Below are 14093 nucleotides of genomic sequence, written 5' to 3'. Positions count from 1 at the left end.
ACCGAGGGTGAGCCCGCCGCATCGGTGAAGCGCCCCGTGACTCACCACGCATGTCCGTGCTCCACCGCGCGCGCCTTCCGGCGAGCAACACCGGGGACGAGCCTGCCGCACCAGCGAGGCGCCCTGCATCCCACCGCACCTGTCGCTGCTCCACCACACATATGCCTCGCCCCGTCCACCACGAGCACTCCGGTCCACCCACAGCGGCTCCCGCGAGCACCCGCGTCACGCCGCGCCTGTCCATGCCTCGACACACACGCGGCCCACAGGCACCGGGGTGTGAAGACCCCTCGGTGCGCCTCAGACCCCTTGCACCCGGGCCACCGTCTCGGAAGCCACCGCCCCATTCAGGGCGAGCGCCTCCGTGAGCCCCGCGCGCAGCACCTTCAGGTCATCACTCAGCGACTCCGGAGCGAAGCTCGCGTCCATCTCCCGCGCCACGCCCTCCAGCTTCAAACGCCAGACCGCGAGCGCCTCCGCCGAATCCGTCGAGGGCCGCTCGGCGAGCAGCGCCTGCCCCGCCTGCGCCAACCGCTGCGCGCGCGCCCGGGGACCGGCACTGGCCTCCAGCGCCGCCGCCGCGAGCGCGGGGTTCTCCGACGAGGCCAGCACCTCCCGCAGCACATCGCGCGCGAGCGCCTGTCCCTCCTTCGTCGGCACCACGTACACCAGCGGCCACAAATCCGAGGCCGTGGGCACGGAGCGTCCCGCGAGCACTCCCGCGGCGGCCACCAGGCGCTGCGCCTTCACCGCGCGCCGGTCCGACAACCCCAGCCCCGCCGCGCGCAACGAGCGCAGCGCATGCGCCAGCTGCGGCCGGACACCCGCGAGGTCCGCCTCACGCGCCGCCTGCGAGAGCACATCGAGCGTCTCCAACGAGACCCACCGCCCCCCCTCCGAATCCCACGGCATCGCGCCCCCCGTGAGCAGGTCCTCCAATCGAGGGTCCGGCACGGGCTCGACGAAGATGCGCGCCAGGAACCGGTCCGCGAACGCCGCGAGCGACTCGTCCTCCGGCAGCGCGTTCGCCGCGCCCACACACACGCGCAGCGGACACTTCATCCGCGTGTGCCCCCGCCGGAACGTCCGCTCGTTGAGCAACCCCAGGAGCGTGTTGAGGATGGCGGTGGAGCCCAGGAAGACCTCGTCGAGGAACGCGACGTCCGCCTCCGGCAACATGCCCGTGGTCTGCGTCTCCACCAGCCCCTCGCGCAGCTTGCGCAGGTCCACCGGACCGAACAGCTCCGAGGGCTCCGTGAAGCGGCCCAGGAGGTACTCGAAGTAGGAGCCGCCCAGCGCGCGAGCGGTGCGACGGACGGCCTCGCTCTTGGCGGTACCCGGAGGCCCGATGACGAGCAGGTGCTCACCTGCAACCGCGGACAGCGCGATGAGCTCCACCATGGCCTCGCGCTCGACGAGCCCCCGACCCGCGTCGGAGAGGGCATCGCGGACGGCGCCGGCCGCGGCTTCGAAAGAGACGGACATGCGGCAAAGCCTAACCGCCGGACTTGGCCGGCGCGAAGAGTCTCCGGACACCCGCCAGTCGACACCCGCCTGCCTCGCGGTGCCGGGATTCCAGCGCGAGAGGAATGGCCAGGTCGCCGGCCGGGGGCGCCTCCGTGACGAGCCGCCGCCCTTCATGACACCGCACACCTCTTCATGCCCCGGCGCCAGGTCGGACATAGACTGGGTTCCATGAAAAAGATGTCGAAGTGGGTGGCGCTGGTGGGGGTGCTCGGCGTGGGCACGCAAGCGGTGGCGGACGGCTGGCATGGCTACGCGTCCCTGGGAGCGGGCATCACCTTGGACCACCTGAGCGACCTGCGCGCGAAGGGCCCCGCGCTGCACGGCTACCTGGGCGTGGAGTCGCCGCCGGGGCTGTCCATCGGCCTGCTCGCGGAAGTCTCGGAGACGTGGGGCAACGAGCTGCGGGACGCGGCCAGGCAGGACCGCCTGGAGCGGACGCAACTGGATTACAAGGCGGTGGGCATCGAGGCGCGGCTGCGCTTCTTCCGGGACAAGCCCATCAACCCGTGGGTCGGCGCGCGGCTGTCGAAGAGCTGGGGCAGCACCTTCGCGCCGGACGAGTTCGGCACCTTCCTGCGCAAGAACGTGGACACCACGAGCATGGCCTTCCGGGTGGGCGTGGATGGCTGGTTCAGCTCGCGCTGGGGCATCTCCGCCGCCACCGCGTTCCAGTTCTGCGACGTGAAGTTCTCGCGCGAGTCGGTGAACGAGTGCGCCAAGCTCCTCCAGTCCGTGATTGTCGGGCCCGTCGTCCGCTTCTGAGCGCCACGTTCCCTCGTGCGCGCCCGTGGCCGGACGGTGTAGACCTCCGCGTGTGAGCGAGAGCTGGGAGCAGCGCAGACGACGCGAGGCGCGGGAGATGGACGCCGCCATCCGGAGCACCTTCGCGCGCAGATACTCCAACGCGGAGCTGCGCGCGGAGCTGGAGGCGCTCGCACAGCGGCCCTGGTTCCGGGAGTTCTCCTGGCTGTGGGGCCCATCGCTGCACGTGAGGGACCGCGTGCTGTTCCGCCCGCTCATCCTGTCGTGGTTGAGGGTGGGCAACCTCACCGCGGACGGGAAGTGGGTGGACCCCTGGCAGGGGGAGAACGCCGCCGCGCTGGAGACGTGGCTCGCGGACGCGGACCGCTTCGACGACGTGGAGGTCTTCCGCCGGCTGTACGAGTGGCGACAGCAGGGCCTGGGCAACAAGAAGGCCGAGGCGCGCTGGCGCGAGGACGTCACGAAGCGCTTTGGCGACGCGAGGACCCGGGCGGCCCGGCACCGGGTGCTGAGCAAGCTGGACGTGGAGACGGGGCGCCTCGACGAGGCGACGGCGCTCGCGCTGGATGACGTGGACGCGGAGCTGGCCCGTCCCTTCATCCGTCAACGCCTGCCCTTCGCGTGGGGCCCGTGGGTTCCCCAGGAGAAGCAGCACGCGATGTGGACCACGCTGCGGGAGCGGCTGCTCGCGCGCGGCGACACCGAGCTGGCCTGGGCCATCTATCGCCGGCTCGTCACCGAGGACGCGTGGCGCGCGGACGTGTTCGCGCTCACGCAGTCGGTGAAGGACCCACAGGCGCTGGTGAGCGCGCTGGAGGAGCGCCACCCGGACAGCGCGCCGAAGGGGGCCGCGGAGGTCTTCGTGGAGCTGGCGGAGAAGCGGGGGCGCGACGTGGTGCCCTACCTGCTCGCGCACCTGTCCGCGGTCTTCCCGCGTTGGTCGGGCTACGGCTTCCGGGGCAAGCGCAAGAACGCGAAGGGGCTGCCGGAGTTGCTGGAGCTGTGCCGGGTGCGTGGCTGGGAGGACGTGTGGGGCACGGCGCTGCGCACGTCGGCGACGGCGGAGACCTTCGACCAGGAGGTGCTCTCATTGTTGCACGACGCGAAGGCGGACCCGACGGTGACGCGCGGGCGGCTGCTCCAGGTCGCGGGCACGGGCGGCGAGTGGAACCAGCCCGGCCTCGGAATCACCCGCGTGTTGCCGCTGACGGACACCACGGCGGTGATGCTGTACGCGCGCTTCCCGGAGCTGCTGCGCGGACCGTTCCGCATGCACGTGTCCTCCGGCTGGCACTCGTCGTCCCCGGAGCTGGTGGGGCGCGCGCTGGAGCGACGGGACGAGGAGCTGTTGGACTTCCTCGCGAGCCGCGCCGCGACACAGGCCCTGCCCGCGCACTCGGGGAACAAGCGTCAGCGCGAGTGGATTCGCGTCCTGGACGCGCTCGCCACGCACTACGAGGAGCTGCCGAAGGAGGACGGGGTCTTCGCGCGCCGCGCCGCCAACGTGCTCGGGGCCATCCCCGCGTACGCCATCTGGGCGGACAAGCGGCTCCTGTCCCAGAACCGGCTCGCGAGGCTGTTGCTCATGCGCTCGGATGACCTCTACCTCGCGGACCCGCGCGCGGTGAGAGATTTGCTGGAGTCGCCGCAGATTCACGTGCAGGCGCTCGCGTTCCGGCTGCTCGGTCGCGACTCACCGCGCGCTCGCGAGCTGGCCGCGGGCAACACGGACGTGCTCCAGGCCGCGCTGCTGCGTCCCCTGCACCGCCGCACGCGGATGATGGCCTTCACCGCGCTGACCAACGCGGCGCTGCATGACGTGGACACGGCGCGGAGGCTGCTCTCCCGGATGCGCGACGCCTTCGCCCTGCCCGACCAGCGCTATCCCAAGGAGGAGCTGGTGGAGGTGCTGGCGAAGGTGCTGCAACGCTGGCCCGAGCTGCGAGGCCCCGCCGAGACACCCCGCGTCTTCTCCGCGCCCCCGCGGGAGGTCCACTCGTGACGACCCTCGGCCTGTTGTACGCGACGCCCTCCGTCTTCGAGTCCACCCGCGAGCGCGCGCTGTTGGGCCTGTCGGTGGACCAGCACCGGCCGGTGCGCTTCCACGCGAAGGTGGCCCGGGACGTGCTGCCCTTGCGGCTGGCGCTGCAGGCGCTGGGGCAGCTCATCTGGCACTCGGACGAGTGGACGCAGCTGGGGGGAGTGCTGGACCCCATCATCACCGTGCATCCGGACCGCGTCTTCTTCGAGGCGTTCAGCCAGGACCAGAGCGCGTACGGGCTGGTCATCGTGGACCGCGAGAGCTTCGAGCCCGAGGGTGAGGTGGCCTGCGGCACGACGAACGTGGACTTCACCGCGTGGCTGTGGTCCGCGTTGGGCGAGCTTCGCACGAGCCGGGACACGCACCTGCGCGTGGGCGCCGAGGGCTTCGAGGTGCGCACCGGCGGCGCGGGCGGACGCTTCGAGCAGAAGGTAGAGGTGCCGGACGACTGGGTGCGCGGCTTCCTGCAACTGCAGGGCGGCATGGCGATGCCGGGCACGAAGCTGACGGTGCGTCCGGTGGACCTGCTCGCCGCCGTGCGCTTCCTCACCTTCACCAAGGCGCGGGTGTCACCGCGAGCGCTGCGGTACGAGTTCACGCCGGACCAGGACGCGAGGCTGGTGCTGGAGCCCTGGGAGCAAGGGGTGCCGCTGCGAGGCGCGGTGCATGGCCACACGGAGCCGCGCACGGTGCGCACGTGGGGACGGCGTCGGCTGCGGCTGTTGGAGCCGCTGCTGCCATACGCGGACTCGGTGGATGTCTATCTGAAGGGCCGCGCGCTGCCGCACTTCTACAGCGTGCACCTGGGGCCCCGCGTGCGCTTCGTGCTGGGGCTGTCTGGATGGACGGCGAACCGGTGGACGGGCACGGCGGGGATGGACCTGCTCCTGGAGCCCGAGCGGGACGAGGCCCTGGCGCAGCGCGTGCTCGGCCTCTTGCGCGAGCGCTTCCACGCGTCCACGGAGGAAGTCACGCAGGCCCTGGGAGCGGACAAGGCGCGAGTGGCCACGGCGCTGGCGGCGCAGTGCGCGGCGGGCCGGGTGATGTTCGACGTCGAGGCGCGGCGCTGGCGGCACCGTGAGCTGTTCGCGACGCCGGTGGACCTGGGGCGGATGTATCCGCCGGACCCGAGGCGCGAGGAGGCGGAGCGGCTGACGGCGGCGGGCCAGGTGCGCGTGACGAGCGAGGACGTGCGCGAGACGCGCAAGGTGCGCAAGCTGCCGACCCCCGAGGGCCCGGTGCTGCGCGAAGTCGTGCACCGCGACTGGGTGGTGCACGGGAGCGTGGGGACCGAGCCCGCGGTGGAGCTGGTGCTGAACGACGAGGACCGGCTGCTGTTCGGCACGTGCAAGTGCGAGTTCTTCCGCGAGCACCTGATGAACCACGGGCCATGCGCGCACCTGCTCGCGCTGCTGCGGCTGGCGAAGACGCGGCGTCAGGAGCGGGCGAGCTCGGCGGCGCCCTCGGAGGCCGCGCTCGAGGCCCTCCGACAGGCAAAGGCCGAGGGCGCCGGGGCCCGGCGGGAGCAGGACGGCGAGGACGAGGGCGAGACGCTTGACGAGGACGGCGGCGATGACGATAACCGGTGACGCTCACGGGAAGGGCTGGGGCTCACAGATGAGCCGTCGGTGCCGTGGTGTTTCGCCGCGGCGGTGTTTTGTCCCCACTTCTTCTCCAGGGTCCCTGCGTACGGAACGCAGGGAGCCCCGGGTCCAGCGCCTCGCAGGTCGTCCCCTGGCCCCTCCCGGAGCACCATGAGCTGGTTCGACTCGACGCTGGGTTGGTTCAAGGGGCTCTTCACCCCCAAGCCGGTGACGCGAGACGTCTCGCGGCTCGACGCCTCCGCGCGTGATGCGAGCGGCCGCGCGGCGGACAGGGTGCGGGAGACCGTGGCCACCTCGGGCCCGCTGAAGCCCGGACACCGGCGCGAAATCATCCGGGACGCGCGGCTCTTGCCCAAGGGCAAGCGCGTCTACAAGCCGGGACGCGAGCGGCTGTTGACGCGAGGCGAGGCCAGGCGCTTCTTCTCCACGACGTTCCGCACGCGCAACCGCGACGTGCGCGACCTGCTGACGGACGAGGCGCAGCTGACGCGCTACGGGCTGCCGGTATGGCGGACGGAGGAGGACATCGCGGCGGCGCTGGAGCTCACCGTGGGCCAGCTCCGGCATTACGCGACGCACCGGGTCCGGGAGCGGGTGTCACACTACGTGACGTTCTCGGTGCCGAAGCGCTCGGGAGGCACGCGGCGGCTCCATGCGCCCAAGCGCAAGCTCAAGGCCTTGCAGCGCCGGCTCCTGACGTTGCTGGTGGCGAAGCTGCCCCAGAGCGAGCACGCGCACGGCTTCGTGTCGGGGCGCTCCATCAAGACGGGCGCCGCGCCGCACGTGGGGCGCCGGGTGGTGTTGAAGCTGGACGTGAAGGACTTCTTCCCCTCCGTCACGGTGGGGCGGGTGCGCGGGCTGTTGCTCGCGTTGGGGTATGGCTATCCGGTGGCGGCGACGCTGTCGGTGTTGATGACGGAGGCGGAGCGACAACCGGTGGAGGTGGAGGGGTCGGTGTTCCACGTGCCAGTGGGGCCGCGAGCGTGCGTGCAGGGCGCGCCGACGAGCCCCGGGCTGTGCAACGCGGTGGTGATGCGCCTGGACCGGAGGCTCGCGGGGCTGGCGAAGCGGTATGGATACACATACACGCGCTACGCGGATGACCTGACGTTCTCCGGGGATGACGTGGGGGCGCTGGAGAAGGTGCGAGCGCTCGCCGCGAGGTACGTGAAGGACGAGGGCTTCGAGGTGAACGCCGCGAAGACGCGGGTGCAGCGGAAGGGGGGACGGCAGCGCGTCACGGGCGTGACGGTGAACGCGGGGCTCGGGCTGTCGCGCGAGGAGCGGCGGAAGCTGCGGGCGATGATTCACCAGGAGGACGGTGGGGACGCGAAGCAGCGCGCGCGCATCGACGGGATGCTGGCGTACGTGAAGATGTTGAATCCGGAGCACGCAGCTCGTCTCGCGAGGCGACGCAAGCCGCGAGGGTGATTGGCCCGCTGTCGAAAAGGCAGCGGGTGAGCCCTGAGAACCCACTGCTTCTGCACACCTGCCCTGCGGGCGGGTGGTGCGGGAGTTGTCAGGCTTCTACATCGGCGCTCCTCACCCTCACAGGAGTTGCCCCATGGCCAACGCCGCCCGCTTCGCCTTCACGCAGCCGAGCTCCCCCGGTGTCGAGTTCATCATCGAGCTGACGGACGAGAACACGATTGCCCACGCCCGGAAGATTCTCTCCGGCGAGGAGCGGAACGAGGTTCACGTGCATGGGCGCATCATCAAGCGGACCCAGCCGTACAACCCCAAGTTCTCGTTCCACCTGGACCCGTCGACCATCCGCTTCTTCCAGATGGCCATCGAGGTCTGCGACGCGAACATGGTGTACGTGGAGGACCACCTGGACGAGGCGGGAGGCGCGTTCCTTCCCGGCGGCCACTGGTGCCCGTGGGACTCGAGGCTCGCGCGCGAGGTGAAGTGACGCGGTAATCAAGTGAGCCGGGGGCCGGGGCCGACGTTACAGTGACGGCCATGAGCGACCTACCTCCAGTGCCCGTGCCCCTGGCTCCTCGCTTCATGTATCTGCATGGCTTCGCGTCCGGACCGAACTCGACGAAGGGTCTGGCATTGAGCCGTCACTTCGAGCCCTTGGGCATCCACATCGAGCGGCTGAACCTGCGGGTGCCCTCGTTCGAGGAGCTGAAGCTGAGCGCCATCACCGACACGGTGCGAGCGGCGCTGGGTGGCCAGCAGGACCGGGTGGTGTTGCTGGGCTCGAGCCTGGGAGGGCTGACGGCGGCGAGAATCGCGGCGGAGGACGCGCGCGTGTGTGGCCTGGTGTTGATGGCGCCGGCGTTCCACATCGTGACGCAGCTGCGCAAGCGGATGGGCGAGGCGTTCTGGGAGCACTGGCGGACGTCGGGCTGGATTCCGACGGAGGACTTCGTGGAGAAGCGCACGTCGAAAGTCCACTGGAGCTTCGTCGAGGACGCGCAGCGCTTGGACGAGCGCCTGGGGAACTGGCCCGACGTGCGAGTGCCCACGCTGCTCATCCACGGGCGCGCGGACGACACGTGTGACATCGCCAACTCGCGCCAGTGGGCGGAGGGCCGTCGCAACGTGAAGCTGGTGGAGGTGGACGACGGGCACGAGCTGACGGCGTCGCTGCCCTTCATCCTCGAGCAGACGGCGACGTTCCTGCGCCCCTGGGGCGTGTGAGGGCGCGGCGGGTCTGGTGACGTTCGCCATCAGGGGTGATGGCTCCCGTCATCAGGAGAAGGGGGCGGCGGGGTGCTCCCGGGTGGGTGGCTTCAGAGGAGGGACGGTGGCGCGAGGGGTGTCGGAACCCCTGGCATGGGCTGTGCTCTAGCCGCCCTCGCCCCCGCGGTCCCCCGAGAGCTCCCATGCGCGTCGCCCAGTCCCCCCGCCCCCCTCCGTCATCCTCCCCTGCGACTTCCGGCGCTGACTCCGCGGCGGGGAAGAAGGGGTTCATCGACAAGCACCAGCCGGAGACGAAGCTGGATGGGCAGTGGGGGCAGGACATCTTCCTGGACTCGCGCAAGGGCGACAAGGCGGACGCCAGCGCGGCGAAGAAGGATGGGCGTCAGGTGACGAAGGGCAACTCGGGGCCTGGGCAGGTGGCGGGCAACGAGAGTGGCAACTACGTGTCCTGGCAGAAGGACGTGGCCGAGTTCAAGACGGGCACGGGGTTCGACAAGAGCGGGACGGGAGCGCAGTTCGAGGCGAGCGCGCTCGAGGCGCAGGGTGACGCGTCCTATCGAATCATGCCGTGGGAGATTGGAGGCAGGGCGGGAGCGGAGGCGAACCTGGCGAGCCTGCGAGGGGATGCGGGGTTCGGCAAGGACTTGAAGGACATCGGGTTGGGGAAGGTGGACGGGAAGGTCTACGGCGGGGTGCACGGTGAGGCGTTGGTGGGAGCCAACGCGGATGCGAAGGCGAAGGCGGACTTCAACCTCAAGGATGGGGACGTCGGCGTGGAGGCGGGGGCGGGCGCGCTGGTGGGTGCGGAGGCGAGCGCGACGGCGAAGGGTGAGTTCGGTCCGGTGGGTGGCTCGGTGACGGGGACTGCGATTGCAGGGGTGGGGGCGGCGGTGGATGGGAAGTTCGCGTTCGAGGATGGGAAGCTGACGATTGGAGCGAAGGCGAAGGCGGCGTTGGGGTTGGGCGTGGGAGTGGGGACGACGTACACCATCGACTTCAACAAGCTGAAGAACACGGTGGACAACGTCACGAACGGCAAGGTGGGAGAGGCCGTGAAGGACGTGAAGGAGAAGGTCACCGAGGGAGCCAAGGACGTCGGCGAGAAGGTGGCCGAGGGCGCCAAGGACGTCGGTGAGAAGATTGCGGACGGAGCGAAGGACGTCGGCAAGAGCATCAAGGACGGCGTGTCGAGCCTGTTCAAGTTCTGAGGCGACTCGAGTCCAAGAACCCGCGAGGAGGCCCCGCGATGAGCAGGGTCTCCTCGTTGTCGTTGTGGCTCAGCGAGTGGGGACCTCGAGGAAGGTGAGGCCATCGAGGCCGAGCTGTTCGACGGTGTCCTTGAAGCGCTCCGTGCCGATGACCATCGTGGCGAAGTTGCCCACGCGGAACAGCTCCATGTCCGAGGGGAGGGAAGCCTCGTCCAGGATGGGCTCCTCGGGTCGACGGAGGCCAAACCAGCCACAAGTGGGGCACGGAGGAGGTTCATCTGGCGGAAGGCAATCGCCATGAAGTCGCCCGCGCGGGAGCACGTGCAGTTCCAGCAACTCGGGTGGCGGATTGCGCCGAGACCGAAGCGCCGTGGGATGTCCCTGGAGGTTCCTCATTCCCTGGGCATGGAGCTGGCCCAGCACTTCAGCCCGGATGAGCAGCACCTCGATGATCCAGGCAAAGGCAGGGAACGTTCCCACAGCAGTTCCCACCAAAGGCCCAAAGCCAGCGCCAGGAGGAAGTGCCTCCTCGGGCGGAACAAGGGGACGGACCAACTCCCGCAGGCGAACAAACTCAGGGAAGGGCTCAGGTCTGGCTCTTTCGAACTCGCGCCGCTGAGGAAGGGCGGTCAGGTCGACGCCAGGGAAGTGGTGGCCGACATCGCTCCACGTTTCTCCGCAAGCAGGACACTGCATCAGGCCAGGGAGCGCCCACCGCGGCGAGCCATGCGCCTCTCCGCCATACTTCCTGGCGACTTCGATGTCCTCGTCCACCCAGTAGAAACGGGTCATTCGTCCTCATGCTCCTGGCTTGGCATAGTAGGGCTGAATCGGGCCTCCCATGAGCTGAAACCGGTAGATCAGCTCTCCTGCATGCTTGAAGATCTCCCTCGGCGGAGCCCTCGGATTGTTCTTCTTGAACTCTCGCCAGGCTTCATTCCACGGACCTCCGCGACCTCCCGTGCTGTGAATCCGCTGATGAAGGTCACGCGGAATCGGCATGGTGTAGTCGTGGATCTTGGCCCCTCTTTGTTCGAACCACAGACGAAGCTCCTCTTCCTGGGGGAAGAGGTGGTGTTTTTCCCATCGCCCCGTCGAGAGCTGTCGTGAAGGAGGGATGAGTTGTTCGGGTGCCCCGTTCCAGTTGGGGAACGTCATGAGCGCACCGCGAGGGAGCTTCTGGGCTCCACCCCAATTCCTCCGAGGTCCCCCACCCGGAGCAGCGGCGGCCACAGGCGGTCTGGCGGGTGGAAATCGTGCCAGTTCGACAGTCCGTGGGCTGTCCTCGCAGGGGAAGAAACCGCAGGCATCCTCGGCGCAGAGAAGGACGACGCATCGGTCCTCCCGAGGGTCTTCGCACTCCACCTCAGCACTCTCCCATGCCAGCTGCATGGGAGGCTTTCCGTTGGTCGAGCAGCCCATCCAGGACACGACGATCAGCGAAAGCCAGAAGGCACGAAGTCTTGGCATAGACCTCGAGGCCTATCACTCCGGTCTGTCGTCGCGTCGGGTGAGGGCAGCACCTGGGGTATTGCATACCCCTCGCGCAGAAACTGGCTTGGCATCAAGCGCCGCTCTGCCACGAGGAGCGTTTAGCGCCCATTGAGCGACTTGAGGACATCGTCATTTCAACCCACGCTTCTCCCGGTTGCCCAAAGCGACCTTCTTGTTCAGTGCATCTGCCCAGCGTGCTGATTTCAACCCACGCTCCTCGCGGTCACGAGGAGCGACGACATCGCGTTCACCAAAGGTGTCAATGACCACCGTTTCAACCTATGCTCCCCGCCGCCACGTCGAGCGACGACAGACGCTTCGCTACGACTCGCATAGCGCCGTCTGCGTTTCAACCCGCGCTCCTCCTGGTCACGAGGAGCGACCCAACCGGCTCAGCCTCGAGGATGAGAATGTTGTGATTTCAACCCACGCTCCTCGCGGTCACAAGGAGCGACCATCTGGCCCATCTGGAAGCCAACGTCCTTCTCGTTTCAACCCACGCGCCTAGCGGTCACGAGGAGCGACTCTCGACACGCTGTCACGCCGGAACAGTGATATGGAGGTTTCAACCCACGATCCTCGCGGTCACGAGGAGCGACACGCTCCGGCCATCCGATGCCACCTGCCACCCAGGGTTTCAACCCACGCTCCTCGCGGTCACGAGGAGCGACCGGGTTGCGGCTGGCACAACGCGCGTGCTCGTGTTTCAACCCACGCTCCTCGCGGTCACGAGGAGCGACGTAGTCGTTGACGCCGTTGGTCGACGAGATGCCGTTTAAACCCACGCTCCTCGCGGTCACGAGGAGCGACGGCGCGAGGTGCCCCGTGGGCAGGTACACCTTGTTTCAACCCACGCTCCTCGCAGTCACGAGGAGCGACAGCGCGAGGTGAGTCCCGTACTTTTGCAACTCGTCGTTTCAACCCACGCTCCTCGCGGTCACGAGAAGCGACTGGCGGAATTACGGGCTACCCCAACACCCGCGAATAGTTTCGACCCACGCTCCTCGCGGTCACGAGGAGCGACCATATTTTCGGTGGCCTGATTACGGCCAACGAGTTTCAACCCACGCTCCTCGCTGTCACGCGGAGCGCCTCATCTTCACCATCGTGAGGATGACGATGGAGACGTTTCAACCCACGCTCCTCGCAGTCACTCGGAGCGACCCGACTACGTCGCGGCGACTTACCTGGGAACGGTTTCAACCCACGCTCCTCGCGGTCACAAGGAGCGACGTAGTACGCCCGGCCCGGCTCATCACCCGCCTCGTTTCAACCCACGCCCTTCGCGGTCACGAGAAGCGACGACGCGATGTCGATGACGCGCCAGCCCCCGACGGGGCTTCAACCCACGCTCCTCGCGGTCACGAGGAGCGACAGGTGCCCCTCCTGCTCGGCGAAGGGCACTCCCTCGTTTCAACCCACGCTCCTCACCGTCACGAGGAGCGACTGGCGGGCCCCTGGGGGCGCGCTTCGGGCGTGAGTGGTTTCAACCCACGCTCCTCGCGGTCACGAGGAGCGACCTCCGAGCCTCCCAGCACCCCCTGATAGGTCACGTTTCAACCCACGCTCCTCGCGGTCACGAGGAGCGACCGACGGTGAGGGTGTAGTCGAGGGGTACCGTTGCCGTTTCAACCCACGCTCCTCGCGGTCACGAGGAGCGACTGGAGCGAAGGGCGCTGCTCTCGCTCGCGAGCGGTTTCAACCCACGCTCCTCGCGGTCACGAGGAGCGACCGAACAACGTGATGATCACCCGAAGCGGCGATGTGTTTCAACCCACGCTCCTCGCGGTCACGAGGAGCGACTGCTCAGTCAGCAGCGGCGCGGCGAAGGCCCACCGTTTCAACCCACGCTCCTCGCGGTCACGAGGAGCGACAGCCCGGACGTCATCGCCTTCGCCGGTGAGCCGTTTCAACCCACGCTCCTCGCGGTCACGAGGAGCGACATGGCAGCGGGGCTGTTTGGCTCCGTCATCGAGTTTCAACCCACGCTCCTCGCGGTCACGAGGAGCGACCCGTGCCGACGGCGCCGACTACAACGCCCGCGAGTTTCAACCCACGCTCCTCGCGGTCACGAGGAGCGACTGCGCTCCATCAGGGCCTCGACCAGGTCCACGAGTTTCAACCCACGCTCCTCGCGGTCACGAGGAGCGACTCGACAGCGTGAGCGCCGCCGCGGCAGTTTTGTTTCAACCCACGCTCCTCGCGGTCACGAGGAGCGACGACGATGCGCGGGTTCTGCGCGGCGCGCGTCAGTTTCAACCCACGCTCCTCGCGGTCACGAGGAGCAACCTCGTGGCGGACCTGCGCGCCAAACCGTACTTCCTGTTTCAACCCACGCTCCTCGCGGTCACGAGGAGCGACTTCTGGACCGGCTCGTACACCGCCCCCGCCGAGGTTTCAACCCACGCTCCTCGCGGTCACGAGGAGCGACCGAGTCGGCCGCCTGCCTCGGCAGGGAACCCCATGTTTCAACCCACGCTCCTCGCGGTCACGAGGAGCGACTGTACTCCGGCGCGGTCGAGGCGCGGCAGGTCGTGTTTCAACCCACGCTCCTCGCGGTCACGAGGAGCGACTGGGCAGCAGCGCGGACTGGTCCTTCACGGTGTTTCAACCCACGCTCCTCGCGGTCACGAGGAGCGACTGTCCCTCGCGGGCGAGCGTTGATTCCCCGGACTTGTTTCAACCCACGTTCCTCGCGGTCACGAGGAGCGACTCCCACGGCGTTGGCCGCTGCGACGTTGGCAGTTGTTTCAACCCACGCTCCTCGCGGTCACGAGGAGCGACGATGCCGGGCTCGTTGGC

Annotated in this window: 10 protein-coding genes; 7 read left to right on the top strand and 3 right to left on the bottom strand. The window is 68.6% G+C overall.

The window, feature by feature from the left end:
- Positions 1 to 300: 300 nt before the first annotated feature.
- Positions 301 to 1485 carry an AAA family ATPase gene (locus tag LXT21_RS09445; RefSeq protein ID WP_254037791.1) on the bottom strand — a complete coding sequence of 395 codons (1185 nt, stop codon included), beginning with the start codon at positions 1483 to 1485 and terminating at the stop codon, positions 301 to 303.
- A 210-nt stretch (positions 1486 to 1695) separates the two neighbouring features.
- Here LXT21_RS09445 and LXT21_RS09440 point away from each other — a divergent pair, with 210 nt between their 5' ends.
- The 7 genes from LXT21_RS09440 (at position 1696) to LXT21_RS45160 (ending at position 9797) form a co-directional block, all read left to right on the top strand.
- Positions 1696 to 2289, top strand: coding sequence for a hypothetical protein (locus tag LXT21_RS09440; RefSeq protein WP_254037790.1), 594 nt, complete (start codon positions 1696 to 1698; stop codon positions 2287 to 2289).
- Between the two features lie 52 nt (positions 2290 to 2341).
- Positions 2342 to 4291 carry a gliding motility protein gene (locus LXT21_RS09435; protein WP_254037789.1) on the top strand — a complete coding sequence of 650 codons (1950 nt, stop codon included), beginning with the start codon at positions 2342 to 2344 and terminating at the stop codon, positions 4289 to 4291.
- The gene (locus tag LXT21_RS09430) at positions 4288 to 5919 is read left to right on the top strand and encodes an SWIM zinc finger family protein (RefSeq protein ID WP_254037788.1); all 1632 of its coding nucleotides are present in this window, start codon (positions 4288 to 4290) and stop codon (positions 5917 to 5919) included. Before LXT21_RS09435 ends, LXT21_RS09430 begins: the two co-directional genes overlap by 4 nt.
- Positions 5920 to 6084: 165 nt before the next feature.
- Positions 6085 to 7365, top strand: a complete 1281-nt coding sequence (locus LXT21_RS09425) for a reverse transcriptase family protein (RefSeq protein WP_254037787.1) — start codon at positions 6085 to 6087, stop codon at positions 7363 to 7365.
- A 133-nt stretch (positions 7366 to 7498) separates the two neighbouring features.
- A complete protein-coding gene (locus LXT21_RS09420) occupies positions 7499 to 7849 on the top strand; it encodes a BP74-related protein (protein ID WP_254037786.1) in 351 nt (116 codons plus the stop codon).
- 50 nt (positions 7850 to 7899) lie between these two features.
- The gene (locus LXT21_RS09415; RefSeq protein ID WP_254037785.1) at positions 7900 to 8586 is read left to right on the top strand and encodes a YqiA/YcfP family alpha/beta fold hydrolase; all 687 of its coding nucleotides are present in this window, start codon (positions 7900 to 7902) and stop codon (positions 8584 to 8586) included.
- A gap of 185 nt (positions 8587 to 8771) precedes the next feature.
- Positions 8772 to 9797 carry a hypothetical protein gene (locus LXT21_RS45160; protein WP_267145401.1) on the top strand — a complete coding sequence of 342 codons (1026 nt, stop codon included), beginning with the start codon at positions 8772 to 8774 and terminating at the stop codon, positions 9795 to 9797.
- 69 nt (positions 9798 to 9866) lie between these two features.
- Here the strand turns inward: LXT21_RS45160 and sitI6 are convergent, their stop codons facing one another.
- The gene (gene sitI6 / locus LXT21_RS09405; protein ID WP_254037784.1) at positions 9867 to 10589 is read right to left on the bottom strand and encodes a SitI6 family double-CXXCG motif immunity protein; all 723 of its coding nucleotides are present in this window, start codon (positions 10587 to 10589) and stop codon (positions 9867 to 9869) included.
- A gap of 6 nt (positions 10590 to 10595) precedes the next feature.
- Positions 10596 to 11267: a SitA6 family polymorphic toxin lipoprotein gene (sitA6, locus tag LXT21_RS09400; RefSeq protein WP_254037783.1), complete on the bottom strand. Its 672-nt coding sequence runs from the start codon at positions 11265 to 11267 to the stop codon at positions 10596 to 10598.
- Positions 11268 to 14093 lie beyond the last annotated feature (2826 nt).

This window comes from Myxococcus guangdongensis, from assembly GCF_024198255.1.
Lineage (GTDB): Bacteria > Myxococcota > Myxococcia > Myxococcales > Myxococcaceae > Myxococcus > Myxococcus guangdongensis.
The sequence above is the reverse complement of the archived record's forward strand: the minus strand, read 5'-3'. Positions and strand labels throughout refer to the sequence as shown.